The organism is Rhodococcus sp. P1Y (genome assembly GCF_003641205.1).
Taxonomy (GTDB): Bacteria; Actinomycetota; Actinomycetes; order Mycobacteriales; family Mycobacteriaceae; genus Rhodococcoides.
Map to the genome: position 1 here is coordinate 3,867,376 of NZ_CP032762.1, position 26,418 is coordinate 3,893,793.

Annotated in this window: 21 protein-coding genes; 8 read left to right on the forward strand and 13 right to left on the reverse strand. The window is 62.8% G+C overall.

Annotated features, from left to right (window positions below; all coding sequences use genetic code 11):
- Nucleotides 1-213 precede the first annotated feature (213 nt).
- From D8W71_RS17815 to D8W71_RS17830, 4 genes are read right to left on the reverse strand one after another with little or no spacing between them, the layout of a single operon-like run.
- Entirely contained in the window at nucleotides 214-1,275 is a 1,062-nt protein-coding gene (locus D8W71_RS17815) for a hypothetical protein (RefSeq protein ID WP_121115229.1), read from the reverse strand.
- The gene (locus D8W71_RS17820; RefSeq protein WP_153275393.1) at nucleotides 1,272-2,315 is read right to left on the reverse strand and encodes an ABC transporter permease; all 1,044 of its coding nucleotides are present in this window, start codon (nucleotides 2,313-2,315) and stop codon (nucleotides 1,272-1,274) included. The genes D8W71_RS17815 and D8W71_RS17820 overlap by 4 nt, the downstream gene beginning before the upstream one ends.
- Nucleotides 2,316-2,320: 5 nt before the next feature.
- Nucleotides 2,321-3,178 (reverse strand): ATP-binding cassette domain-containing protein, encoded by an 858-nt coding sequence (locus D8W71_RS17825; protein WP_121115233.1) that lies wholly within the window; start codon nucleotides 3,176-3,178, stop codon nucleotides 2,321-2,323.
- The gene (locus tag D8W71_RS17830) at nucleotides 3,175-3,573 is read right to left on the reverse strand and encodes a GntR family transcriptional regulator (protein ID WP_121115235.1); all 399 of its coding nucleotides are present in this window, start codon (nucleotides 3,571-3,573) and stop codon (nucleotides 3,175-3,177) included. Before D8W71_RS17830 ends, D8W71_RS17825 begins: the two co-directional genes overlap by 4 nt.
- Before the next feature lie 358 nt (nucleotides 3,574-3,931).
- Here D8W71_RS17830 and D8W71_RS17835 point away from each other — a divergent pair, with 358 nt between their 5' ends.
- Complete coding sequence (locus tag D8W71_RS17835; protein ID WP_153275394.1) at nucleotides 3,932-4,498, forward strand: hypothetical protein; 567 nt, start codon at nucleotides 3,932-3,934, stop codon at nucleotides 4,496-4,498.
- A gap of 24 nt (nucleotides 4,499-4,522) precedes the next feature.
- Here D8W71_RS17835 and D8W71_RS17840 read toward each other — a convergent pair whose 3' ends face one another.
- From D8W71_RS17840 to D8W71_RS17850, 3 genes are all read right to left on the reverse strand, one after another.
- On the reverse strand, nucleotides 4,523-5,989 hold the full coding sequence (locus D8W71_RS17840; RefSeq protein WP_161965467.1) for a multicopper oxidase family protein: 1,467 nt from the start codon (nucleotides 5,987-5,989) through the stop codon (nucleotides 4,523-4,525).
- Nucleotides 5,982-6,518, reverse strand: coding sequence for a hypothetical protein (locus tag D8W71_RS17845; protein ID WP_121115241.1), 537 nt, complete (start codon nucleotides 6,516-6,518; stop codon nucleotides 5,982-5,984). Before D8W71_RS17845 ends, D8W71_RS17840 begins: the two co-directional genes overlap by 8 nt.
- 210 nt (nucleotides 6,519-6,728) lie before the next feature.
- Complete coding sequence (locus tag D8W71_RS17850) at nucleotides 6,729-10,178, reverse strand: ATP-binding protein (RefSeq protein WP_161965468.1); 3,450 nt, start codon at nucleotides 10,176-10,178, stop codon at nucleotides 6,729-6,731.
- Nucleotides 10,179-10,389: 211 nt separating this feature from the next.
- On the opposite strand from D8W71_RS17850, the gene D8W71_RS17855 reads away from it, so the two are divergent.
- From D8W71_RS17855 to D8W71_RS17875, 5 genes are all read left to right on the forward strand, one after another.
- Nucleotides 10,390-11,172: a hypothetical protein gene (locus tag D8W71_RS17855; protein WP_121115245.1), complete on the forward strand. Its 783-nt coding sequence runs from the start codon at nucleotides 10,390-10,392 to the stop codon at nucleotides 11,170-11,172.
- Between the two features lie 90 nt (nucleotides 11,173-11,262).
- On the forward strand, nucleotides 11,263-11,865 hold the full coding sequence (locus D8W71_RS17860) for a hypothetical protein (RefSeq protein WP_121115248.1): 603 nt from the start codon (nucleotides 11,263-11,265) through the stop codon (nucleotides 11,863-11,865).
- A gap of 114 nt (nucleotides 11,866-11,979) precedes the next feature.
- Nucleotides 11,980-12,834 carry an SH3-like domain-containing protein gene (locus D8W71_RS17865; RefSeq protein WP_121115251.1) on the forward strand — a complete coding sequence of 285 codons (855 nt, stop codon included), beginning with the start codon at nucleotides 11,980-11,982 and terminating at the stop codon, nucleotides 12,832-12,834.
- 86 nt (nucleotides 12,835-12,920) lie between these two features.
- Nucleotides 12,921-13,604 (forward strand): thiocyanate hydrolase subunit gamma, encoded by a 684-nt coding sequence (scnC, locus tag D8W71_RS17870; protein WP_121119485.1) that lies wholly within the window; start codon nucleotides 12,921-12,923, stop codon nucleotides 13,602-13,604.
- A gap of 77 nt (nucleotides 13,605-13,681) precedes the next feature.
- Nucleotides 13,682-13,963 (forward strand): thiocyanate hydrolase, encoded by a 282-nt coding sequence (locus tag D8W71_RS17875; RefSeq protein WP_236078061.1) that lies wholly within the window; start codon nucleotides 13,682-13,684, stop codon nucleotides 13,961-13,963.
- Here D8W71_RS17875 and D8W71_RS17880 read toward each other — a convergent pair.
- From D8W71_RS17880 to benA, 6 genes are all read right to left on the reverse strand, one after another.
- Entirely contained in the window at nucleotides 13,902-15,212 is a 1,311-nt protein-coding gene (locus D8W71_RS17880) for a benzoate/H(+) symporter BenE family transporter (RefSeq protein ID WP_121115254.1), read from the reverse strand. The two genes, D8W71_RS17875 and D8W71_RS17880, sit on opposite strands and share 62 nt — an antisense overlap.
- On the reverse strand, nucleotides 15,209-16,573 hold the full coding sequence (locus D8W71_RS17885) for an MFS transporter (RefSeq protein ID WP_121115256.1): 1,365 nt from the start codon (nucleotides 16,571-16,573) through the stop codon (nucleotides 15,209-15,211). Before D8W71_RS17885 ends, D8W71_RS17880 begins: the two co-directional genes overlap by 4 nt.
- A 151-nt stretch (nucleotides 16,574-16,724) precedes the next feature.
- On the reverse strand, nucleotides 16,725-19,484 hold the full coding sequence (locus D8W71_RS17890; protein ID WP_201265118.1) for a helix-turn-helix transcriptional regulator: 2,760 nt from the start codon (nucleotides 19,482-19,484) through the stop codon (nucleotides 16,725-16,727).
- 3 nt (nucleotides 19,485-19,487) lie between these two features.
- Nucleotides 19,488-22,223, reverse strand: coding sequence for a benzoate 1,2-dioxygenase electron transfer component BenC (benC, locus tag D8W71_RS17895; RefSeq protein ID WP_121115258.1), 2,736 nt, complete (start codon nucleotides 22,221-22,223; stop codon nucleotides 19,488-19,490).
- A 31-nt stretch (nucleotides 22,224-22,254) separates the two neighbouring features.
- Complete coding sequence (gene benB, locus D8W71_RS17900; RefSeq protein ID WP_121115260.1) at nucleotides 22,255-22,794, reverse strand: benzoate 1,2-dioxygenase small subunit; 540 nt, start codon at nucleotides 22,792-22,794, stop codon at nucleotides 22,255-22,257.
- 1 nt (nucleotide 22,795) lies between these two features.
- The gene (benA, locus tag D8W71_RS17905) at nucleotides 22,796-24,181 is read right to left on the reverse strand and encodes a benzoate 1,2-dioxygenase large subunit (RefSeq protein ID WP_121115262.1); all 1,386 of its coding nucleotides are present in this window, start codon (nucleotides 24,179-24,181) and stop codon (nucleotides 22,796-22,798) included.
- Between the two features lie 205 nt (nucleotides 24,182-24,386).
- Here benA and D8W71_RS17910 point away from each other — a divergent pair, with 205 nt between their 5' ends.
- Both D8W71_RS17910 and D8W71_RS17915 read left to right on the forward strand, forming a co-directional pair.
- Nucleotides 24,387-25,316, forward strand: coding sequence for a LysR family transcriptional regulator (locus tag D8W71_RS17910; protein WP_121115264.1), 930 nt, complete (start codon nucleotides 24,387-24,389; stop codon nucleotides 25,314-25,316).
- The gene (locus D8W71_RS17915) at nucleotides 25,313-26,416 is read left to right on the forward strand and encodes a mandelate racemase/muconate lactonizing enzyme family protein (protein ID WP_121115267.1); all 1,104 of its coding nucleotides are present in this window, start codon (nucleotides 25,313-25,315) and stop codon (nucleotides 26,414-26,416) included. The genes D8W71_RS17910 and D8W71_RS17915 overlap by 4 nt, the downstream gene beginning before the upstream one ends.
- The last annotated feature ends 2 nt before the right edge of the window (nucleotides 26,417-26,418 follow it).

The following is a 26,418-nucleotide window of genomic DNA, read 5'->3' on the forward strand; positions in this document are numbered from 1 at the left end:
CACGTTGGGTCGAGAACGAGCGGCCACCGCCTGGCTCGGATCACTCCACGAGCGCGGTAGGCCTTACTCGGCCGTCTCAGGAAAAGTACAAATGCACGACACGACGGTAAAGGAAGGTCTATCTGATTGCAAACACTTTTCGGAATCGGTTCGGCAGGGGAATCACTCCCCTGCGCCGTGCTCCGTCGCGCGCACCCGGAGTTCGAGACGAACTCAGCCCAGGCGGCGGACTCGCCACATTCCGATCCCGCTGACCGCAGAGCTGAGCGCGAGCATCAGTCCGGTCTCGACAGCTTGGAATTGCCAGAAGTTGCTCTCATCGAAATAGCGAATGTCGAATCGGTCGACGCCCTGTTCTCGGAGGCACACATCGAACCGCTCTGCGCGGATGCGGTCCTCGATACGATTTCGCTCCCAACGCTGCTCGTTCGACTCGCCGTCGCGGCTTCGGCCGTAGTCGTCCGAATACGACTGTTGGCAACGTCGAGTTTCGGGTCGCACGCGGTTGCCGCTCGCATCTACGTACCCGGCACCGACGACCCACGTCCCGTCCTGAGTGAAATACGGACTCGAAGCGTATTCGGACTCTCGGGCCAGGCCGCTGATCGGCTGGCTTTTCACATCGGGGGTTCCGTAGTGCTCGCGGGCTGTCCAGGTGAAAGCCACCGGGACAAGCACGAACACGAAAAGTGTTGCCACCATTGCCGTTACTCCACTGCGCAGGACCAACGCCGATGTACTGCCGATGAGCAACACCAGGAGCGTGTAGGCGCCGAGAACGATACCTGCAGTCTCGAAATGTGGAAAGTCGAACCACGAGAAGCTGACATTCGGCGTGCCTGCCATGCTCACCGAATCTCGTGACGGTCCCGATGCCCAGTGCAGCGCCAACCCCAAGCACGTCATTGCAAGGGAGATGGGCAGAAACACCACGACCACGCGTGCCAGATACCAATGAGCCCGGCTGGTCGATTGTGTCAGTGCCAGAACATGGATGCGCGGATCTACTTCGCGGGCGAACGCCGGGACTCCGACGAAGACGCCGAATATCAATGGGAGTAGGAGCGCGAGCAGGGTAGACAGTGTCAATGAGGTCCCGGGCCTGCACGGGCCCACATCGTTCCATCGTGAACAGATTTCGCCGAAGGACCACGTCCAGTTCGGATAGCGTGGAATGTACATTCCGGCAACCATCGTCGCCGCAATCAACAGTGCGATGAGGGTCAGCGAGATCACCAGCGGCGTACGGTTCGCTCGCCAGGCAGACCACATCATGGCCGCAGCCGCCGAACCAACAGGCTCGACCCGCCCAACAAGATCGCCGAAAGCACCAGGCACAACGCGGTTTCGGTGAACTGGAACCGCCACAGCATCCGGTCCTCGAATTGGAGGTTCACGAAATGGTCGGCGCCCTGTTCACGAAGACACTGGACGCGACTCAGTGAACGCTCGGCTACGAATGCGTCGGTCCGAGCGTCGAACTCGACTGTTGTTTCATCCGGTCCAGGCTCAGGCCAGGCTTCATCTCCGAACGAACATGCATCGAACTGCACGGTGACACGGTCACCCTCTGAATCCGCGTAGTACGAATCCACGGTCCAACTAGGGTAACTGACGCTGGAAGGATCCATTTCGTACGCGACACTTCGACCGGACTCGCTCATCTCGAGGGAGAGACGGTCCGCATCCGGCGTTGCATAGTGCGCGCGTGCCAGGGCTGGTAGGCCGACGATGACGCTCGTAACGGCGACAAGCGTGAGCGCCATTGCGCCGATCGTGTTGCGCAGCAACAGGGCCGTCAGACTACCGATCGCCAATCCAAGGACGGTGTAACCGGCCGGTACGACGCCAATCGTCCCAAACGTAGGGAACTCGAGACGCGAGTAGAAGGCGTCGACGAAACTCCCCCCATACGGGTTTGGCCCGAATCGTGACCACAACACCACGTAACCGAGGACAACCATGGCAAGAACTACCGGAGTGAACACCACCACAACGCGTGTCCAGTACCATCTCGAACGTCCAGTTGCCTGAGTCAGGCCCAAGACATGAGTACGACGTTCGATATCCCGCGAAAATACGGTCACGCCGACGAACACGCCGAGTACCACGGGCAGAGCGAGCGTGGCCAAGCTTGCAAGGGTCAGCGCCGATTCAGTCAGGCACGTTGTGGTCGACAATCCGAAGCATCGGAACAGGGCATAGTCCGAACTCACGCGGTCGGCGAGAAAGGTCACCACTGCAATGCCCGCGGCAAGCAGCAAAGGGGCCAACGACGCGACGGCGATCGTTCCGCGGAATTGTCTCCACGTCACCCATATCACGAAGCACTCCGCGCGGAGAGATATGCAAGAACGACGTCGTCGAGCGATGCGTCGTCCACGTGCCAACCACCAGTGGGTGACGGGCGGGGTCCACGGACGACGAACGCGACGCCACCGGATCCATGGATCTCGGCAATGACCGATCCGCCGTTCGCGACGCCGCCAGGATCACCGGATCCCACCAACAGGTAGTGCTCCTCGGTGACGTCGTCGATGGCACCCGAGAGTCGAATGTGTCTGTCTTGTAACAGCAGTAGCTGGTCCGCGACATTGACCAATTCGGAGAGGACGTGCGAGGACAGGATGATGGTTGTACCGCGCTCGGCTGCGTCGCGCATCAGAGTCCGTGCAACGTCTCGTCGGGCCACGGGGTCCAGATCGGCAAGCGGCTCGTCGAGCAGGAGTAGTTCGGGTCTACGGCCAAGGGCAAGCGCAAGAGCGACGCGCGTTCGATGACCGGGCGAGAGCGACTTGACCCGCGCCGACATCGGGACTTCGGCAGCTTCGACGAGTTCCGTGGCGTAATCGTTGTCCCACGAGGGGTTGTTGCTTCGCCCGAATCGCAGCATTTCCGTCACGGTGAAACGTGGGTACAACGGCTTGTGCTGTGCGAGATAAGACATTCCAGGTGTGATGCCTCGTTGCCCTACGCGCTGACCCAGTGCAGTGATCTCACCCTTGGCGGGGGTGAGCAGACCGACCGCCAGCGACATGAGTGTCGACTTGCCGGCTCCGTTGGAACCAACGAGTGCAGTGACTGTTCCACGTTCTGTGTCGAAGGTGCAGTCGCTCAACACCGAAGTTCCGCGGAAGGACATTTCGACGCCGCTCATGGACAGTACCGAATCCGTCATTGCTGATCTCCTTCGTCGTCGTAGCGGTCGTCCAGCGCCGATGCAACCAGGGCCTCGAGGTCGGCCTTCTCCAAGCCTGCCGAAATGCCGTGGTCAAGCCACCGGTTCAGCTCCCGCTGCAATGCGGTTTTCTCTGCCATGCCAGGTTTCGCAAGGGTCGCGACAACGAAGGTTCCGACGCCGGGGTGCGGCTCGACCAATCCGTCTCGCTCGAGCTCGCGATAGGCCTTCAGGACGGTGTTGGGGTTGATCGTGAGAGCTTCGACAACATCTCTGGCGGTTGGCAATTGGTCGCCGACTGCCAGCTCCCCCCGGCGCAACGCCTGTTTGGTCTGCAGAACGATCTGCACGTACGCGGGGATGCCGGAACGCCGGTCGATCCGATACGTGATCATCAAACCCGCATTCCACTAGTCTGTTAGTGGAATGAGTATTGCACAACGGCAGGTCGGATAGGAAGCGTGCTGTCGACAACGTTCGGACTGGTCGTTGTGGATGGGAAGCCAGGAGTCGCATCACCTGAATGGGCGGACGTAACGGCGAGGGCGGTCAAGCTGCCTCCGCGAGCGGGGTTTGCACAATAGTTGCACTCCCCTGTTCTCATGATGTCCCGGTGGAACCAGACTCGAGTACAGACATAGCTCCCGAAGGAAGCACACAAAGTTCTCGAACCCCCGTCGGCTCGAGGACCCACCCACGCCGCTGACGGTCGCGCCTGCAACAGCCGACCCGAGTAACAGGAGGTCACCCGCAGTGAACACCGACTCTTCGAGGGCTCCCGTGTGCCGTGTACGCCGTCCGCGCCGTGTGACCCGAGCAGCCGTCGCAGCTGCGACCGTACTGTCTACCGCGATCGTTGCGACCCCTGCCTCCGCGGATCCCATCACCGATCTTCTCGGCCTACTCGGCAGCGGATCTGCAGGCGCCCAGGCCCCACCGATGTCCACAAATGACATACCGGGAACGTTGACAGTGAGAATCGACGCGCCGCCTGCCAACGGCGACGCCATCGTGACGGCGCTCGGCTATGACTGCGTCGTCTACGACGCCCCCGGTGACAGCGACAAATTCTCCACGAGCAACACTGCGGTACTCACCTTCTCGCGGAACACGTACCCGCCGCACTGCACCACCTCGACGAACTACACGATCCAGATGATCACGATCTACTACCCAGCACCGCAGGGTCGCGCCAACTTCTCGGTCACCTGGGATCCAACGACAGGCCACATCACCGCCCGCTGCGGCAGCACACCGCACCTGAGACTTCTCGCCTGTACGGTCACGAACGACAACGTCATCACCTTCAGGCTCACGTGAACACAGGCAGATTCGAAGAGCCGGTCAAGCCGGTCGCTCGACGACTTCGAGGAGTTGCATCATTCCGTGGTCCTCGTGAAACAGAATGTGGCAGTGCATGACGAACTGCCCGGTGAAGTCTTCGAACCGGTGCCGAATCGTCAAGCTGCCGAACGGCGGAAGCATAGCGGTATCTCGGTAGTGTTGTTCGTCGACTGGCTCATCGTTGACAGCGACGACCTGAAAATCATTGACATGTATGTGCACTGGGTGTGGTTCGTAGGTGCGATTGACGAAATGCCACTCCTCGGTGTCGCCGAGAATCATTGTTTCGTTGACAACGTGGTGATCGAACATGACGCCGTTTATGTAGTACATGAAGTGGCCCATGTCGCCGGTGCCGCGTGGCTCGAGCTCTTCGAACACGAACTCGCGGCGTCGATCGATCACCGCGTCGCGTAGGTCGTCGAACGGCAACAGTGCTGTGGGAATGGGTTCTGAATCCTGCGTTTCCCCGGTTGATTCGAGGTTGAGCAGCGGCATCGCCGCAGGGACCATCGAGGAGTAGAACGGACCGAACTCCTCCCAGCTCAACGAACGTAGTTGATAGGTTCCGGTGTTCGCTCCCTCGATCAAGACGTCAGCGCGACCGCCCGGCACGATTTCGACGACGTCCTTGGCCGTCACCGACGTCAGAGCATCACCGTCGATCGCGATCACGTGCATCGGATGGCCGTCCAGTTGCAACCGAAGAAACAGCGAACTTGCGTTGATCAAGCGCCAACGCTGGATCTCTCCCGGTGCGATGTCGGTGGTGGGCTGGTACGTGCCGTTGACGAGTGTTTGCTGCAGATCGTTCGAACTCTTGTCCCCGGGGACCATCTCGCCGTCTTCGATCTGAGTCTGGCTCAACACCAACAGTCGTTCGGGCCTGCCCCGTACACCTGGAAGGTCGTCGAGCTCACCTCGTACGATGAGAGCGCCGAACAACCCGCCGAAAACCTGGGTGTCGCTGATCGTGTGCTGATGCGAGTGGTACCAGAACGTGCCGGCGGAATGATCCGCCGGCAGGTCGTATGCATAGTCGAACGTGTCCCCGGGCTCGATGGCCAACAACACGTCGTCGCTGGGTGCTTTCGGTGATACATGAAAGCCGTGAGTGTGCAGGTTTGTTGGTTCGTCGATCTCGTTGATCAGCGACACCTCGATCCGGTCACCCGGTCGCACGTCCAAGGTTGGTCCCGGATAGGTCCCCTCGTAGGTCACCGCACGGACCTGCCCGCCGCCGAGAGCGACGTCTCGATCGACCACGCGCAGTTGCGTCTTCAGTACACCGTTCTCGCTGGTGCGCACCTTCGGCTCAAACCATGTCGCGCCCTCGGTTGCGTCTCTGCCGGAGGTGCACGCGGACAAGATCGGGGCGCCGAGTAGCGGAAGCCCGGCCAACAGTGCCATCCGGCTCAGGAATCGTCGTCTGTCGAGTGAGTCTGTTCGGCGAACCAGGTCAGCCATTCTTCGACTCCTTCGTGATCGTGACGGTGCGGGACTGTGACGACGTACCGTCTGTCCACACAACCTCGATGGTGTGGACATCGGAGCTGCGACAGTCGAATACGACTGCGGCACCGATGCCCGTGGGTCCACCTGCAGGAACCTGAAAGGGAACCTCGGTTCGAATGCCGGTCTGCAGTGGCTGCCCGTCGAGCGACAGTGTCACCGCGGTGGCGGAGGGAGCGCTCCATCCGACAGTCACGACGGACCTGGCAGGTTCGTCTTTCAAACATGTAAATGTGGGAAGGACGGTGAAATTGTCGACAGCGGGCGCCGTGCTCGTTCCGGCGGCAGGTGTGGGCGCATCCGATGTGGTCGCAGCTGCTGCAGTCCTAGTGGGTATGTCGACCAGACCGGCACGTTGGTCCGAAGTTTCGGCGCACCCAGCAGACGTTGCAGCCACACAGACGGCCACGGCGGCGAGCACGACCAGGCGCACGCCGTTCGTGCTCTGCAGCGATGCCGACTGTCGCGGCGGTGTTGTTCGCATCGTCCGGTTCCTGACACGTCGTAGTGGGTGTTCGGCTGCGCACCGACGGGACACAGTTGTGCTCATCATGGTGCCGGAGTGCAACTTTTTTGCATACCGCCGCGCAGTTCCCAGCGATGAACGGTTGCACTGCTGTCTGCGGCGGTGGGAAATCCGCTGACTCCCCCAACGGCTCGTACCCATGCGCACTCTGGGCAGTAGCGGCACAGCTCAGACTTCTTGATTCGAACCGAGCATGTCCAAGCGTCGGGCGACCGCAGTGGCACCGGTATCAGCTGCAGCTCGGCGTGCTCTCCGGGCCAGCTCCTCCGATGTTTCGGCGGAGGTTCTGGTTGCCAACAATGCTGCTAGATAGAGTGTTTCGGCGTACCAGCCATCGTAACCCCGGGCCCGGTGCGCCGTAAGTGCATCATCGAGATGCAGCCGCGCTCGCTCGTACTCGCCCAGCGCAATGGACAGGTGCGCCAGATGGTGATGCGTCACTCCGTACACAATCGAGACTGCACTGAGTGTGGTGTCAGCATGCGGACGAAGAAGATCGTAAACTGCTTCGCACACAACGGTATTGCCGATAAACGCTGCGGCGCGCGCGAGGACGCCCATTGCGCTGGGCCACACGTGATCGACCGCGATGGCCTCCACCCTAGGCCGGTCGTACCAAGCCAGGAGCTCGGTCGCGGCATCGACGTCTCCGACATCGGCGTACGCCAGCGCGAGGATCGGCCGATAGGAATCGACGATGTCGAACCGGGCAGTCAGTTCGTCTGCGGCGTCGACGATCGTGCGCATGTCGCCGCGAAGCGCGCGCAGTCCGCAGATGAACGCAAGCATCCGACCGAAGGAATACGTCTCCAACGGATACACGGGAATGGCGGTCAACGCCTCTAGGTCGCGTTCACACCGTTCGAGTCTTCCGGCAGCCAACGCCACCCCGAACTGAACGCTCGACACGAGCCACGCCAGCTCTGGATCGCGACTCGTCTGCGCCGGGGACACCATTCCGATGGTGCGCCTGGCGAAAGCTAGTTGACCGAACTCGATCTGAGCTCGCGCTACCCAGATCGCGGTCAAAGGTTCCTGGGCCCGCCCCGGTGATGAGCCGAGGAGTTGCAACAATTCGAGATAGCTCGTGTACCTGAGATCCGCCATATGAGGGGTGCGCAATGCGACCAGTACAGCGCAATGAACCTCCCTTTCCGCGGCTGCGTCTCCGGCAGCGCGGGCGACGTCGATGCCCCTCATCAAGAGTGCGCGCCTGACCTGGTGGTCCGCTGTCCAGATCAACTCGACGGCCAACTGTGCGAGCACATGCGCTACCGCGGAGTCGTCGACCCGCCCAGTGCTTTCGAGTGCGTGCAGAGCGTCGTACAGGCTGTCGATGCGTTCGTGATCGGCGAAGATCTGCACAAAGAGGATCCCATGCATGTTGTTGGCGAGCGTGGCGGCCACCTGTAGGTCGGTGTCGCCTAGTCGGCGCGCCATGTGCGCGGCTTCGAGCAGCGTGGGCCGAAATTCCGGGTCGCGAGCCTGGCGTTGTGCTCGACCCAGGTCGATCAGCAGCCGGCACCGCCGCGCTGAATCCCCTCGGGGGGTCAACCGTTCAGCGGCAGCGTGGTACAGAACGACCGCATCTTCGTATGCTCCGATCGCAGCGGCGGCATCGCCGGCACGGATGGAGTAATCGACCGCGCGTGACCGGTCTGCGTCCAAACCCCGGCTCGAGTGATAGGCCAGTCTCGCGTAGCCGTCCGGTTCATGGCCCAGTCCGAATTCCTGGAACGCGCGAGCAATGCGCGAATGGATGTGCGCGCGGCGTCCATCGGCGATGCCGGAGTAGACAGCGTCACGGACCAGAGCATGGCGGATCGCGATCTCGTTCCGAGCATCGTACTGAATGATCAAGCGGCCGCGGCTCAGCTCGTCCAGCGACGATGCGAAGACCTCGTCGTCGAGAGAGCTTGCAGCCGCGCGTAATACAGCGCGCGGTACCAGCAGGCCGACGACTGCACAGAGCGCCAACAGCTCGTTGGCGGGCTGGCCGAGCAAACGGATCCGATTCGCAACAGACTCCGCAACAGACGCTGGGAGTTCCTCGGTGTCCTGCTGGTGCGCCGACAACAGCGACGAAACGAAAAACGGTAAGCCACCGGTACGTTCGTGTAACAGCGTCGGGTCGTGAGCGCTTCCTGATGCCTCGACGAGCTCCTTGACTTCAGCCAAGTCGAACGCGCCGAGTTCGATGCGGTGGACCCCGCGCGAACGGGAGGAGCTGACAAGAATGGAGCGCAAATCGGGTCGGTCGACGAATTCTTCACGCAGTGTTGTCAGAACCGTCACGCGCGCAGACTCGGACGAGTGGATGACGTAACGCAGGACGTCGGCCGTTGCGGGCGAGGCCCAGTGGAGGTCGTCGATCACCATGACTACAGGCGAGGTCCGATCGGGCGCGGTGAGCCACTCCGACACCCCGGACATGATTTCCGCTCGGTCATCGTCGGTAGCCGAGGTGGTCTCCGACTCACCGAGGACGCGCGCGGCACCCGGAATGAGGCGCCTCAGAGCTGGTCCCACGGCCCGTAGACGCTCTCGGGCGCGAGTTGGCCCGAGGTCGTCGATCTCTCGGCCGATTGCCTCGACAAACGGCTCGAACGACACGACAGCTTCCTCGCTGCACCGGCCGAACAACACCGTCGCCCCGAACTCAGCCGCCCGGTCCATCGCATCGAGTATGAGATAAGTCTTGCCGGTGCCGGCTTCACCGACAACCGCAACGAATTGACCGCTGCCGACCGACGCACGCTTGACCGCATCGCCGATGACCGCCAGTTCCGCGGCGCGTTCGATGAGTCCGTGACGAGGGACCACCGACTGCTCAGCGAACTCGTCGACGGCGGCAGGGGTCGCGTGATCTCGCAATATCTCGCGATACAACTCCTCGGTTTCCTCCGACGGCGCTGTCCCCAGCTCTTCGGCCAAGGCCCGCCGGCACCGGGCGGCGGTAGCCAACGCATGCCCTCGTTCACCCATAGCAATCTGACCGCGCATGGCCAGTCGATAGGCGTTCTCGCGTAGTGGATCCAATCCGATCAGGATCTGCGCAGACTCTGCTGCGCGGGCCGCAAGCGCGGCCCGCAGCGACCATTCTGCGTCGAGTTCGAGCGCTCGTATCCTCAGCATGGTGGCCTCGGAACGCACGGCGTCGGCCCACGAACCGGAGATGTCGTCGAGAAATGGGGCGGAGAGGAGATCCAAAGCCCGTTCGGCGTTCGCGAGAGCATGTTTCGGATCGTTGAGGGCATCGTCGACGTAGCGGCGCGCAAGTTCGAGATCGGTGCACATCGACTTCGGTAGCGTCAGGCGCACACTGCTGTTGCGAGAGCGAAGGCATTCTGCAGGCAAACCGACGTGTCGCACTGTTTCCCGCACCCGCGACAGGGAGACCCGCAACGCTGACTTCCATGTCGGCGGACGTTGTGACCGCCACAGCACCTCCGCTAGTTCGTCGAGAGGAATGTCGCGGTGACGGTTCAGCGCCACGAATGCAAGAACCTGAGCGCACCTCGGACCACCGACAACATGGGGATCGACTTCACGGCCGCCGAACGTGAGGGTTACATGCCCGGCAAGGCGGATCACGACTTCCGCTGCATCGGCTCTCACTGTCGGAGTGTAACTGCGGCCGGTATGGCCACGAACGCTTACCGAATACGCCGCGCCGACGCGACTGCGTCGCGAACCCACCGCGTACCGGATGGTTTGCGAAGCCGACTCTTTCAGGTGCTCCCGTATGCAGAAAAATTGCACAGTGTTTCTAAGTTCCTTTTCCAACGGAGACGACCCTTCGGCACCCATCTACGAGGACAGGAATTTCATGCCACGAGTTTTCGGGATCGCTCTCGGCCGCGTGGTGACAATCGCTGTAGTTGCGCTCATTGCGTTCACCGCTTGTCTGACATCCGCGGTGGCCCATGCAGACCCATTTACACTCCCCGGCACCGGCTCGAGCCTGAGCGGAGGTTCGGCCGATGGGCCGCCCGGATCCGACGGCGCACCAGGAATCAACTTCGACCGTATCCACAACGTCGACGACATCACTTTCAAACAGGGCTTTGTCAATCCGACGGTGCAGTCGAAGTTCCTCAGCGGTAAGTGCTTGGAGCAAGGGCGGGACACATTCTTCGAGACGGAAGCCTCCGATCCCTTCGAATCCTGCTTCTACCGGGATTCGGAGGCCAACTACGACTACGTGGTGACCGACTCCGACAATCGGGTGTCCGTTGCCCGCGTCATATTCGTCAAGAAACCTGTGTTGCCAGTGCTGATGGGAGCTTGCATCATGGGCGCGGCCACCTGCGAAGTAAGCGACACAGCAGTCCGGCGCGAGCCACTAATTGTCCTGGGACCCCCGCTGCACTACACGGCAACTTCCGATGGAGGCCCTTACTACTGCACGGCAGAGGGGTACACGTGCAACTCCCCCGCAGGCGCGAAGTCTTACAAGGTGACGTGGGCAGCGACTTTCGAAAGCAGCAGTCACGTCGAGAAGCGTGTCAATGCCGGGTCCTTCAAGTGTGAACAGCAATTCTTCGGTGCTACCGATCCGGCACCCGGGACGTTGAAGGCGTGCTACCTGTCCGAGATTCAATACTCCTGACCTTCGACGAGCCAGTGCGTCGTCTGTCGGTGCGGTGCGCCATTTCCGACCGATATGCAAAATCTTTGCAGTTGAGTGGTCGAATGACGCATGCGTATTCCCACGTTCAAGAACGGCGTCGTATCTCGGCTCGCAGTCGCGACCATCGCAGCGGCGTCTGTGATCGCCTTGCCGCTGGCAGCCCAGCCCGCCGGGGCTGCACCAGCTTTTCCGAACTTTGGTTCGAGCGGGTCGGCCGACAGCGGCCCGATCGTCGGCGAAGAGCGCGTAGCCCGGACGTTGAAGTGGGACTTCCCCGGTGGCGGTTCCGGGGGAACGACGTGGGAAGCATCCGTGTCGCCGGACGATCGCAGCGATCAGGCCGGCTGGGGTCGGCAGTGCGTCAACGACCGCACAGGCGGGTTCGCGTTCAAACAGAATGTCGCCTCCGGTCAGACGTACAGCCGTAGCGACGAGCTGTGGATGTTGGCCAGCTACAGTTTTCCGATCTGCGTGATGAAGGAGAGCTTTCAGTCGTGGGTTGTGGAGCTCAAAGCCACATCCGCAGACGGTCGCTACATTCGGACGTGGAGATCGCGCATCGACTACCGTTTCATCGGCGGGAACCTCAGGGTTTACATCATCGGTCAAAGCTCACCTCCACTCGACATCGCGCAGGTCGGATCTGAGCTGCGCATCGCCCCGCCGTTCTGAACGAAATACGTCCTCGATATTTTTGCCTGCGATCAACCACCGTTTTTGCTGCGTGCGCGCGACAAATGTGAGAACTTTGTCTGACGAATCGTCTGAGAAACGAAGGCGTCTCCTATGACCACGTCGGCAGAACGCGCAGAACAACTCGACCTCGTTGCACGCCTGAAATCCGCGTACCCCGAACTCCCCGACGCGCCGACACCCGACCTCATCGACCACGCCAGGTTCGCGGCCTATATGAAGCCGCCACATGACGTCGGCGGCGAACCGGATGCCGCAATCAAGTACCAGAACAAGGAATACGAAAACTGGGAACACCTGACCTACGTCCTCTGCGAGGTGCTCGCATGGCGAGGCGTGTGGGTGTCCGAAGAACGCCGACGGATGGGCAACGTCGACCTCGGCCGCGCCATTTACCTGGGATTCCCTTACTACGGCAGATGGCTGCTCGCGGTCGCGCGCATTCTGCTCGAGAAGCAGTACATCAGTTCCGGTGAGCTCAGCGACCGGATCGCCGAGGTGACCCGGCGGTTCGAAGGCGGTTTGAACGGTGCTCTGCCGCAGGCCTATCCGAAGTTCGCAGGAGACGGTTCTCAGGTTCCGCGCAACACCCACCATGTGCACGCCATGGGGAAAGGTGATCCGCAGGTATTCGCCGGGCGCGCGGGCGCGCCGGCATTCGGCGTCGGCGATGCAGTTCGAGTACGCAACTTCCCTGTGCTCTTCTACACCCGCACACCGGAGTACGTGCGCGGCGCGGTGGGCGAGATCGCCGCGGTTGCCTACGAGAGCCCGGCACCCGAGGACGAGACCTGGGACCGAGCCGACGCAGTCCCGGAATGGTTCTACGTCGTCCGGTTCGAGATGTCCCGGCTCTGGGACGGCTATACCGGCACCGCCGAGGACACCCTGCAGACCGAGCTCCCCGAACGCTGGCTCGAACCCGCTCCGAACCGGAGGCCCCTGTGACCGACCCTGAACACGAACACGAACACGACCACGACCACGACAATGGCCATGGCCATGGCCATGATCACGCTCGCACCGTTGCACCGATGGTCGAGGAAGTCACCGACTTCGAAGTCCTGGAGATCGCGCTGCGCGAACTCTGCATCGAGAAGGGACTCTTCACTGCCGAGGAACATCGACATTTCACCGAATTCGCCGAGCAGATCGGCCCGACGCCCGCAGCGCGCCTGGTCGCCAAGGCGTGGCTCGACCCCGCGTTCAAGGAACTGGCACTCGCGGACCCAATGGCTGCCAGCAAAGAGGTCGGGGTCGATTGGCTCGATCCGACCGGCTTCGGCACACCGAGCGACTTCACCGCCTTCGCGATTCTCGAGGACACCCCCACGCTGCACAACGTCATCGTGTGCACACTGTGTTCGTGCTACCCGAGGCCGATACTCGGTAACTCGCCCGAGTGGTACCGCACGCCCAACTATCGCCGACGCCTTGTCCGGTGGCCGCGCCAGGTGCTCGCCGAATTCGGACTGTATCTCCCGGCCGAAACAGCAGTTCGCGTGCAGGATTCCAACCAGAAGCACCGGTTCATGGTGATGCCGGTGCGCCCGGCGGGCACCGAGGGGTGGACCGAGGATCAACTCACCGAGATTCTGACGCGGGACTGCCTCATCGGCGTGGCTCTCCCGAAGCCTGGGGTCACCACCAATGCCATCACCGACACCCGGCCCGCACTTCATCCTGCCGACACGGAGTCGTCGGAGGTGCTGCCGTGAACCGGCCACAGAGTCCGTCCGCCGAACCGATCGAAACGTTGCGCGACATCGTCGCCCGCGATCAAGTGTGGCCGCACATGGCGGCCAAGCACGGGGTCAGCAACCCCTTGCCGCCGTGGAAATCGAGCCTGGACGCGCTGTGCGACGTTCTCGATCGATCTGCGTGCGATGCACAGATCCCGAATTTCTCGGCGCGTCGAGACGAGGAAGATGAACTGTCCGCTACGACGTACGCCGCACTGCCGTACCCGGAGAACCAGTTGGTCGCACTCGCACACTCCCTCATGACCCACGGCGTCATCGACGAACAGGAGTTGCGGGAGCGGATCGTTCTCGTTCGTGAACGCTTGGAACGGTAGGCGACCGACGGCGATCGAGCAGGTACGTCACTCCAACACCTGCGACCAGTCCCCAGAACGGTGCGCCGAGTCCCCCCACATCGGTACCGGAGATGGTGACCAGCAAGGTGACCAAGGGCGCGAGCACCGGCCGACCGACCGAATCGGAGAACGCGGCGGTGAATGCACCGCGCAGTGGCTCGAGCATAGCCAGACCCGCAAGGGCGGCGATGAACGTTGCAGGCACTACGGACAGACTGCGCACCAGCAGTGGTGCCGATAGGCCCACCACGACAGCGATTGCGCCACATGTCATTCCGGCGATGTACTGCCGTGACCGTGCGCCGACGGCAGCAAGCAGAGCGTTGGTAGGGCCGGCAAGACACGTCGACACCGCACCGAGCGGCGCAGCGAGAAGCGACCAGATCCCGCACGCGATGGTGACGACGGTCATCGGGGGCCGATGGCCCGCGGAGTTCAATACTGCAGCACCCTGACCGTTCTGAACCGCGACCACGGTGATGGCGAGCGGTATCACCAACTGCGCCATTGCTGCACCACTGAACGCCGGCGCAACGAGTTCCGGCAAGCCGATCAGGGGCAACTCTGCCGCCGGACCGCTCATGCGGGTGAATCCGCCGGTTACCGCAAGAGCAACGAGACCGGCAGCCAACGCAGCGAGCACCGGCGGTATCCGCGTCGACCACGTAGCGGATCGGGTCAGCGCTAGCCATGCAACCACCATGGCCCCGGCAACGATCGCGTTGGTCGAAACAGAATGGACGAGTCCGGTTCCGAACGACAGAAATGCACCGGCGACCATTGCCATCACGACGCTCTGCGGCAGAAATGCCATGAGCCTCGTGACCACGCCGGTGACTCCGAGAACGATGACGAGGACTCCGGTAGCGAGGTAGGCCCCCACGACTTCCGGCCAGGTCAGCGACGCCAACGATTGACCGACCAGAACGGTGCCCGGAATGGTCCAGAAGAAGCTGAGCGGCATCCGGTACACCCAGCTGGCTACCACGGTCAGGATGCCGTTGAGCACGAACACTCCGAAGACCCACGACGCGGTCTGCACGGCGGTGAGCGCGCCCGCTGCCGCGGCACCCATGATGACCGCAACCGGCCCGGTTGCGCTGAAGAGCACGCCGGTTGCCCCTGCGCCGACGTACTGCCAGCCGAAGTCCGCGCGTAAAGCGCGCAGACTCGGCGGGCGACGTTCGGGTAGCTGGCCCCGGGTCGGTCTCTCGTACGTATCCGTCATTCAGCTACTTTCACTGGCTCACTGAGTGCTGGATCAGGTCGGCGCAGGGCCCGAACCGCGGGAACCGCGGTGGTGACGAGTGCGCCGAGCAGCGCTACGACGGCAAAGATATAGAACGCGGTGGACGACGCGATGCCGGCTCCGAGCAGAATTCCCCCGAGCAGTGGTCCGAGGATGCCGCCGAGTCGGCCGAATCCGGCGCACCACGCAACTCCTGCTGCACGGGCGGTGGTGGGGTAATAGTTCGAGACGAATCCGTAGATCAACACCTGCGTACCGATGGCACCGATGCCTGCACCGGCCACGGCGACGAGCAGGACGCCGAGGGGGAAGCTCAGGGTCAGCAGAACCAACGACAGCGCCGCAAGGCAGAAGGTGACGGCAATAACGCGTTGGGGTCCGGTGCGGTCAGCGATGCGTGATGCGATCAGACCTCCGACGATGGCACCGCCGTTGAGCACCAGTAGGAACGACAGCGAACCCTTGGCGTTGTACCCGGCCTCGGACATGATCTGTGGCAGCCAAGTGTTGAGGCCGTAGGTAAGCAGCAGCCCGGAGAAGCTCATCAGACCGAGAAGAGCCGTCGGACGCAGCAGAGGCTTGCGGGTCAGTGCTGCGAATCCGACGCGATCGCCGGTAACGAACGGTTCGGCCTCGGGCATCGGAATACCGGTCCTCGCGCAGATCTTCTGTGCATCGGCGACGCGTCCGTGCGCCAACAGCCAGCGCGGGGACTCCGGCATCCGAAGCAGGGCCAGCGGTAGCAGTACGAACAGTGGGAGGGCACCGATCCAGAACAGTCCGCGCCAGCCGACCGAATCCTGCAGGGTGATCGCGGCCAACGACGCCAGCACGCCACCGGCCGGAATGCCGCTGTAGACGATGGCGTTGAACAGGTTTCGGCGTCCGGGTGGTGCGAATTCGGCAATCATCGCACCGACGGTGGCGACGAGTCCGCCGACTCCGATGCCGGTCAAGAACCGAAGTGTGCCGAACATCGTGACGTTCTGTGCGAGTGCGGTTGCCCCCATCCCGAGTGAGAACCAGACGATGCACGTCAACATCGTTCTGCGACGGCCGATCCGATCTCCGAAGGCTCCGGCCGTCAACGCGCCGACCATGACTCCGATCAGAGCGTAGGAACCGAGCGCGCCTGCAGTCTCGGGATCCAGTGCTCCCAGTTGGGCGGAATCGGCGAGCAGAGTCGGTAGCACGGTGCCGTAGACAACGAGGTCGTATCCGTCGAAAACGATTGCTGCCGTGGATAGAGCGACGATCCACAACACGCTGCGGCGGTGTCGGTCGCTGGCCCAGGTGGTGTTGGCTGGAGCGCCGGTCGTGATGGAGTCCGGTGAAGTCATCGGTGTCCTTATCGGTCAGGGAAATCCGCTACGAGGATTGATCGGCGCTGACGGCCGAGCGGGTTGCATCACTGTCCCAAATCGTGGGCTGAGTCACACCAGGGCTTTGCCTAGTGCTTACCTCGGCATTGCGAAATTGGATGGGCTGCGGTCAGGTCGTCGAGCCGTCGTCGGTGGATCGCGCAGCGGCCAGCTCCGCTCTCGAGCGGATACCCATCTTGGCGTACACCCTGGTCAGGTGAAACTGAACAGTCTTGACCGACAGGAATAGTTCGGCCGCGACCTCGCGATTCGTCAATCCGGTGGCGACCAGGCTCGAGACGGCATCCTCCTGCGGGGTCAATGCATCGTGAGCTCTGTCCTTCAGAACGGCATGCACGCCACCGGCTTTGAGTTCACGGTCGCACCGTCGTACGTACGTGGTGGCCCCCAATGCCAGATAGCCCTCGCGCGCCGCGCTGACGACGGCATCGGCTTCGCGTCGCTTCCCGGCTCTGCGCAGGGTCTGTCCATAGGCGTAGTTGACTCGGGCGCGGTCGTACGTCAGGGGCAGTGGTGTCAATGACGCGAGCGCGTCCTCGAATGATGCTCGGGCAGAATCGAGATCGCCCATCGCGCCGTGCAACCGGCCGCGAGCGCAGGCAAGGCGTGCGTGCGCGGAGCGATGCCCGCGATCGCGCACTCTGGCTTCGTGCGGACTCAGAAACCTGTCGGCTTCGTCGAGTCGACCCTCGACTATCAGCGCATTGGCATACACATCGGGCCACGCCCAGAATCCGGGTTCGGATACATCGGCTTGAGCCCACTGCTCGGTCAACGGGGCGAGGGCACGGAGGACCCCGGCATAGTCGGCTTGTGCCTCCGCGATGGCAGCACGACCGAGAGCCGTCGGCACCCTCATGATCTCGTAGTCGCGGGCGCCGGAATCGCCGCGGTGTGCGCTGGCTGCAGCAGCCTCCCAGTCTCCGCGGAGCGCGTGGATCTGCGTCGCGGTCCACTGGAGCAGCGGAACGATCAAAGCGGCACCTGAACGGTCGGCCAGGTCGGAACCAGCTCCGACCAACCGAAGCGCTGCATCCCACTCGCCGGTGGCGAAATAGGTGCGCGCCAGCCAACCGTGAGCCCAGAGCGAGATTCGCGTCGAACCGCCGAGAAAGTCGGTCGGTGCTGCGGCTTCGAGTTCCGAGCGTGCGAGATCGATGTGGTCCGTTGCGAAGTGGAGCCAGCCGGCGCCCATCTGCACACGTTGTCCGACGGCTCCGGTATGGGCGTGGCCCCACAGATCTCGGTAGCTGCTCAACGCTTCTGCGACACGGCCCGTGCCGGCCAGGCCGAGGCCTCGAATGGACTGCGCTTCCACTGCGGTTGCGTGGTCAGCTCCGACGAGTTCGACTGCACGATCGGCCCACAGCACGAGGTTGGCACCGTCGCAGCGCGCCAGATTGTGCAGTACCAGCCGATGGCAGATCACGGCAGCGACCTCGGGGTCGTGCCGCGTCCGCACCAGCTGCCATGCCCGAATGAGTCGAGCTTCGGCTTCGTTGGGGCGGCCGCGCAGGATGGCAAGATAGCCGAGTACGGCATTGCGAGTGGGGGTCTCGCGCAGACTTTCGATTTCGGCGATGTAGTCCGAGGCCGTGCGCATGTCCCCGGCACCGATGAGGGCGTCAACCGCGCGAACGAGCCGATCCTCGCGTGCATGCGGTTCTTTGGTCGATCGACTCGACAGAAGGTACAGCCTTGCCGCCGTGGCCCATTCGCCGATTCCTGCGCGTGTCGCTGCCAGTGCGTCCAAGCGGTCCGAGACCAGTGGATCGGGCAGCGGTGCCGCGTGAACAAGGTGCGCCAGCTGATCGGCCGGGTCGGACTCGGCTGCGGCAGCGGCTCGATGCACCTGCGCGCGCTCGACTCTGCTCATCGTCGCGAGCACCGCGGCGCGAACTGTTGGATCGCGAACCTCGAGGATGGTCGCCGCGGAGCTGCGTCGGACGGTCACCAGTGCGAATTGTTCTGCAAGATCGACAGCAGGCCAGGGATCGTCGATACCGGCGACCTCGCACACCGTGGTCAACGGTCGGCCGTCTTCGAGAACGGTGACGGCCGAGACCAGACGCCGAGCCTCGTCCGTACATAGAGCAAGAGTGCGCCGAACGTCTGCTTCCACGAAGGCGGGCGCAGGCAGGTCGGGGCGAACGCCCTTCCACGTCTCGCGCGGCACCTCGTCCAGCAGTGCCAAGGCGTATCGAGGGCGCCCACCGGTGTGACGCGTGAGATGAGCAGCCGAGGACGGTGACAGGATGATCCCCTGCAGCGCGGCGAGTTCGGTAACGGCCGACGCCGTCAGCGCTGCCACCGCCGGGGTCAGGTCGGCAGCGCGGTCGAGAACCCGGTGCGCCTCGATAGAGCCGTCGGGCAACGGCTTTCGAGTACATACGACCGCAAGTCCTGCGGATCGATGGTGACGAACGGCGGAAGCGAGTGCACGGAGTGAGTCCGCGTCGCAGTCGTGTGCGTCGTCGATCAGCAGAATCGTCACTGCGTCCGTCGGCAACGTGTCGGCGATGCGATGCCCCCGCTCGACCGGGTCGGTCCCATCGATCCGGACTCCCGGGACGAGTTGCGCGACGAGGCCGAACGGCAGGTGCGTTTCCCACGGCACCGCACCTGCGCGGCGCACAACCGTGCGCTGCACCTCGCTGCTGACCGTCCGTTCGACTTCACGCAGAATCGACGATGCACCGATGCCTGCCGGGCAGGTCATCACCACGAAAGTCGACGTCGTCGCCGAGCCGTCGAGCGCCCGACCGAGGACGGCCAGCAGTTCACCGCGGCCAATCAACGGTGAGGGGGACATGACGTCACCGTATCCGCGACGCATGAGTGCGTCCTGCGATCGAACCAAGACGGTCATGACTCAGCCCGGGTCGCCGCCGGCCACCGGGAGCACGGTGCCGGTGATGTACGACGCCTCGTCGGAGGCGAGGAAGCAGATCGCAGCGGCTTGCTCGTCGAGTGTCCCGTAGCGTTTGAGCAACGAGGAGTCCACGGTCTGGTCGACAATCGCCTGGTACCACTCCTTTTCCTGCTCGGTCGAGGGTGCGGGCCCACGAGCGACGCGGCGCGGCGGTGCGTCGGTACCACCGGGGGCCGTGGCAACCACTCGAACGCCGTGGGGTGCAGCCTCGAGGGCCAGAGTCGCTGTGATGGCGTTGACGCCTCCTTTCGCAGCCGCGTAGGGCACTCGATGAATGCCGCGAGTGGCGACCGAGGAGACGTTGACGATGGTGCCGGCACCGCGCTCGATCATGTGCGGGATCACGGCGCGGCAGGACCACAGCGTCGGGAACAGCGATCGGGAGATTTCCTTTTCGATCTGCTCGGGCGGGTACTCGGCGTACGGTTTGGCCCAGATGGTGCCGCCGACGACGTGCACGGACACGTCGACGCGTCCGTGCACCGTGAGGGCGGCGTCCACCACCGACGAAGCGCCCGACCATGTTTCGAGGTCGGCGATCACGGGAGCGGCCTCGACACCGTCTTGCTGCAATTCCTCGGTGAGAGATTCGACCAACTCGGACCGATCGGCCAGAATCAGTGCTCCGCCTTCGGCTCCGATTCGTCGAGCCACGAATTCGCCGATTCCCTGAGCCGCGCCGGTGATCAGCACGACCTTGCCTGCGAATCGACCCGGGCTGAGAAACTTGGGTCTCTTGTTCGTCCGAAATTCGTGCATGGCACGTTTCATCGTCGCCTTGGAACGGTCGGCGTGATCGGCGATCAATGTTCGGGCGCGGTCACGGTCTCCGGCCTCGAACGCGTCGACAATGTCGAGGTGATCCTGGGCGCAGAGCGGATCGCACCAGGTCGCGTTACGTAACACGTCCTCCATTGCAGCCTTGACGCCGAGAGCCTGATAGGCCTGCAGCAGATGCTCGTTGCCTGTTTGGGTGAAGAGGTAGTCGTGAAAAGCGGCATTGGTCTCGGTGTACGCGGCTGCATCGACGAACCGATCGCCGTCTACGTAGCGAGTGGTGGTCTCGGCCAACAGCCGGTATCCGGAGATCTGCTGCGAGGACAGTCGGCCGATCACGAGTTCGAGGGCACCGAGTTCGAGGGCGCGCCTGGCCTCGAACACTGCGTCTGACTCGTGCACCGAAGGATGCTCCTCGCCGATCTCGTACCCCGAACTCGAAGCCGGGGCGGGTTCGGGACCAACCGCGACGAGCGGCTCGATATATCGCGAAGGCCAGATGCGCTGGGCTGCCACGGAGTGTGCCTCCGGCGCAACAAGCAGATCGGAGCTTTCGTCCAATCCGACTTTGTCGGCCGTGGATCCGGCCACGGCGACGCGCTGACCCGCGATCGCGCGCATGTTGTCTGCTTCCTCGATTGCCGAAATGCCCGTGCCGTGCGAGCACAGAGCCTCCGCTACGCGACCGTCGAAGACAGCTCGGCCGAAGATGCTTCTGCCATCCGGGTTGGACTCGACGTCCCGCTCGAAGTCACGCATCGCCGCCTGTTTCGTGGGCGCGTTGGCTGCTTCGATCGGCGACTCGGCCGCGTCGTCGACCGAGGTCCGCTCGTCATCCAGCACAGCTACCGGGGCCGAAACGGTGTCGACCTCGATATTCTCCTTCGCCGCTGCCGACGAGGGTGCGAACTTCTCGTAGTAGAAGCCGGTGGGTTCGATGCCTTCTTCGGTGAAATGCGTTCGGACGGCCTCGACCATCGGCGGTGGTCCGCACAGGTACACCGCCACATCGCCGCCATTGAGGTGCGCGTCGGTGATCAGTGCAGTGACGTATCCCTTGTTGACGGCGGTGGTCGAGGGATCCGAGACGCAGTGATCCCACGTGAACGAGTCGAGCGTCCCAGCCAATTTCTCGAGTTCGTCCAGCTGGACGACGTCGTCGTCGGTACTCGCTCCGTACACGAGATGCACTGGACGCGAGCTGAATTCGGACGCCATGGTGCGAAGAATCGACAAGATCGGAGCCAAGCCGGTACCGCCGGCCAACAGCAGTGCCGGCCGCTGAGCCTCACGCAAGAAGAAACTGCCGTGCGGACCGGTGAACGAAATCTTGTCGCCCACGGCCGCGGTGTCGGCTAGGTAGGTGGACATCAGGCCTCCCGGGGTGAGCTTGACCAAGAACTCCAGTTCGTTCGAACCCGAGACGCAGCTGAAGGAGTAGGACCTGGTCTCCTGCGACCCGGGCACGGTGATGTTGACATACTGCCCGGGAAGGAAAGCCAGTGTGCTGCCTGCCGGTGCCTCGACGGCCAGCCGCACTGTTGTCGGAGAGAGGTACTCCACCGCGGTCACCACGGTGTCGTGCGTCGCCGCTCGAGTTTTCGCAACGGCCGAGGTGCTGGCAATCTGCAACACCAGATCCGACGACGGTTTCATACTGCAGGGCAGGCAGTAGCCCTCGTCCGATTCGGACTGCGAGAGCGCGTCGTCGAGGTAGGTGCCACCGTCGTACTCACCCGATTCGCACAGTGCCTTGCATGTGCCACACGCGCCATCGCGGCAGTCGAGGGGAATGTTGATCCGCGACCGGTAGGCGGCGTCGGCGACGGTTTGATCGTCCTCGCAGGTGATGAAGCGGGTGACTCCGTCCTCGAAGGACAGTGCGACGGAATGACTCACGGTGAAACTCCTCTGGGGTTACGCAAACGAATCAGAAGTGGTAGATGTCGACGACGTGGTGGATGTAGTCGTTCTTCAACACCACAGTCTTGCGTCGGATGAGCGGCGAGTCGCCGGAGAAGTCGATCGTGTAGAACGAGGTCCCGTAGTACGGATCGATGGTCTTGTAGCGAAAGTACATGGTGTGCCAGTTGAATCGGACGTCGACGATATCTCCGCGACGCTCGATGACCTCGACGTTGCTGATGTTATGACTGGTCCGCGGTTCGGGTATCGACGTGGCACTGGAACGTTCGGTCCTGATTCGGAACACTCGATCCTCGAGACCACCCTTGTTCTCGTAGTAAATCAGTGAGATGTCGGTCTGGGGATCTTCGGTGAGCAGGTCGTTGTCGTCCCAGCAGGGCATCCAGTATTCGACGTCGTCCGCGTAGCACGTGAGCCACTTCTCGAACTCCCGGTCGTCGAGGTAGCGAGCTTCGCGGTAGAGGAACTGCTCGATGGAGGACTGAGTGATCAGGCGCGAAGAGGCGGCCTGCGCGGTGTCGGTGTTGTCGACGGTGGCAGTCATGTCAGACCCCCTGTGCTGCAACGGGTGCGGAGTCCGCTGCGCGCTGCTTGTCGAGAGCGGCGAGCAGGGTCTTGCGCCAGTAACCGTGTTGGACGGGGAACAGGCCCTCGTCTTCGTTTTTCAGACCGGCCGAGATGACGCCAGGCATGTCGAGTGCCTCGGCAACCGGGTCGGGTCCGGTGATCCAGTGCTCCGCACCCCGACTCATGTCGTTCCACGGGGCATTGGTCGCCTGGAACGTCAGCTGGCACGAGCGGAACTCCTCCAGGTCGTCAGGTGTCGCCATGCCGGAGGCGTTGAAGAAGTCTTCGTATTGCCGGATCCGATGAGCGCGAGCCTCTCTGCTCTCCCCCTTCGGCGCGATGCAGTAGATGGTGACCTCGGTCTTGTTGGGCGCGATCGGCCGGAAGTGCCGGATCTGCGTGCTGAACTGGTCCATCAGATAGACGTTCGGGTACAGGCACAGATTGCGTGACCCCTTGACCATGAATTCGCCCTTGGCGTCGCCGAACTTCTCTTTCAACGAGTCCATCTGGTCCCACAGCGGGCGGTCCTGCGGGTTGGCAGCCCAGGTCCACAGGCAGAGATGACCGTTGGGGTACGACCAGTAGCCGCCACCGGACTTTCCCCAGCCGCCGGCGTCGAGCGCCTTGGTGGTGTTCGTGGATTCACCGTTGTTGCGGCGCGAGGTGGTCGCAGCGTAGTTCCAGTGCACGGCACTGACGTGATATCCGTCGGCACCGTTCTCCGCCTGCACTTTCCAGTTCCCGTCGAAGGTGTACGACGAGGATCCGCGGAGGACCTCGAGGCCTTCCGGTGACTGATCGACGAGCATGTCGATGACCTTTGTCGTATCACCGAGGTGCTCGGCGAGGGTCGACACGTCGTCGTTGAGGCTCGCGAAGAGGAAGCCGCGGTAGCTCTCGAAGCGCGGGACCTTGGTGAGGTTGTGTGATCCGTCCACGTCGAACGTGTCCGGGTAGCCCGCGCCGTCGGGGTCTTTGACCTTGAGCAATGTGCCGTCGTTGCGGAACGTCCAACCGTGGAAGGGGCAGGTCAGAGTGGTGCGGTTGTCGGTCTTGCGACGACACAACATCGCACCGCGGTGCGCGCACGCGTTGATGAGGCAGTGCAGGTCGCCATCTTTGTCGCGAGTGATGACCACGGGCTGACGACCCATGTGCACGGTGAAATAATCCCCGTTCTTCGGCAGCTGACTCTCGTGAGCGAGGTAGATCCAGTTGCCCTCGAAGATGTGCGTCATCTCGAGCTCGAAGACCTCTTCGTCGGTGAAGATGCTTCGATTGGCGCGGTAGATGCCGGCCGCGACGTCGTCGATCACCGCTTTGTCGATCGTGTTCTGCACGTGATCCAGCATTTCGGTCATATCGGTTCCTCCAGGCAAGTCGACTTCGATATCAGCGACTGTGACAGCAAGTGGTCGTGGTCACACCAGGGCTTTACCTAGGCTCGACCTGGGCAGGTATTCATGCATTTGGCTTATCAATCAGCGCGAAATAGGTCTTTGTCATCGATGGATTCGGCGCATAGTGTGGTCGCTATCACCCTTCGAAGCGCGGAAAGGATCGGCAATGGAGCTGCGGCATCTGCACCAATTCGTGGCCGTCGCCGAGACGTGCCACTTCGGGCAGGCCGCCAAGCGCCTTCATCTGGCGCAGCCGGCGCTGTCGCAGTCGGTACGGCAGCTGGAAGCCGAACTGGGCGTCACCCTGCTCACCCGGACCACGCGGCAGGTCAGCCTCACGCCGGCCGGCGAATTCTTCTATCGAGAGACCGTCCGCAATCTCGAGAATCTCGAACGTAGCACCCGCGGTGTTCGACGCATCGCCGACGGCCGATACGGCTTGGTACGCATCGGTTTCACCGGTACTGCGGCCTTCGATCAGTTACCGCCGATCGCGCGTGCGATCAAGCAGAGACTGCCCGGTGTAGCGCTGGAGATCCACGGGGACTTACTCACCCCTGCACAAGTGGAGGGATTGCGCTCGGAACAGCTCGACGTGGCTGTGCTGCGGCCACCTGTGGCCGGCGACGATCTGGTTGTTCGCACCATCACCACCGAGTCGCTGTTGCTGGCCGTGCCCGTCGATCATCGATACGCGGCCGAGCCTGCGTTGGACATGACCGACCTCATGTACGAGGACTTCGTGATGTATGCGGACACGCATTCGGTGATGAACGATGCGGTGATACGCAGTTGTCGCGCAGCAGGTTTCAGCCCTCATCGCGAGCACGAAGCACCGGATACTTCGGTGCTGCTGGCGCTCGTTGCGGCCGGTCTCGGCGTGGCATTGGTGCCCGAATCGGTTCGTGCCCTACAGCTGACCGGCGTCGTCTTTCGTGAAATTTCCGGTGCCAGCACGATCGACCTCGCCTTGGCGTGGCACCGCGATCGGCCGTCTGCCCTGGTCGATGCTCTCGTGGCGGCGCTAGAGGACGCCGGTGTGCTGCCGCCGCTCGAGGCACCGTCTTCATTCTCCGATCCGAAAGCAGCGTTATGAAAATCGTGTCGGTCGAGGCAATTCCGTACTCGATTCCGTATCTCAAGCCGTTGAAATTCGCCAGCGGCGAAGTCAGTGCAGCCGAGCACGTTCTCGTGCGAGTGCACACCGACGACGGCGTAGTCGGTATCGCCGACGCTCCGCCGCGTCCATTCACCTATGGGGAGACGCAGCGTGGGGTCGTGGCGGCGATCGAGACGCTGTTCGCGCCTGCCGTCGTCGGTCTTCCGCTCACCTCCCGTGAGGTGGTCAACGCGAAACTTGCTCGTACGGTCGGCAATCCGGTCGCCAAGTCCGCGGTGGACATGGCGATCTGGGATGCTCTCGGGCAGAGTCTGGACTTGCCGGTCACCGAACTTCTCGGCGGCTACACCGACCGTATGCGGGTGAGCCACATGCTCGGATTCGACACGCCCGCCGCAATGGTCGACGAAGCGACCAGAATGCGCGAGACGTACGGGGTCGAGGTGTTCAAGGTCAAGGTCGGGCGACGACCCGTCGAGCTGGACACCGCTGTCGTCCGTGCTCTCAGAGAAGGACTCGGCGACACCGTGGAACTCTACGTCGACGGAAATCGTGGATGGACCGCCGCCGAATCTGCGCGTGCCATGAAAGAGATGTCCGATCTGGGGCTCACTCTCGCCGAGGAACTCTGCCCCGCCGACGACGTACTCGGTCGCCGATGGCTCGTACAACAACTCGACGTCCCTTTCGTCGCCGACGAATCAGCGACCACCCCCGCGGAGGTCACTCGCGAAATCCTCGGTGGGTCCGCGACAGCGGTGAGCATCAAGACCGCCCGCACCGGGTTCACTCGCTCGCTCCGAACCCACCATCTGTGCGAGGGACTCGGAGTCGACGTGGTGATGGGAAACCAGATCGACGGTCAGCTCGGCACGGCCTGCACCGTCGCCTTCGGTGCTGCCTTCGACCTCAGCTCACGTCGCGCCGGGGAACTCTCGAACTTCCTCGACATGAGCGATGACCTACTGACCGAGAGCCTCGTCATCCGCGACGGCGAACTGCACGTACTTCCAGGCTCCGGCCTCGGCGTCCGTATCGACCCCGACAAACTCGCGAAATACCGAACCGACCACTGACC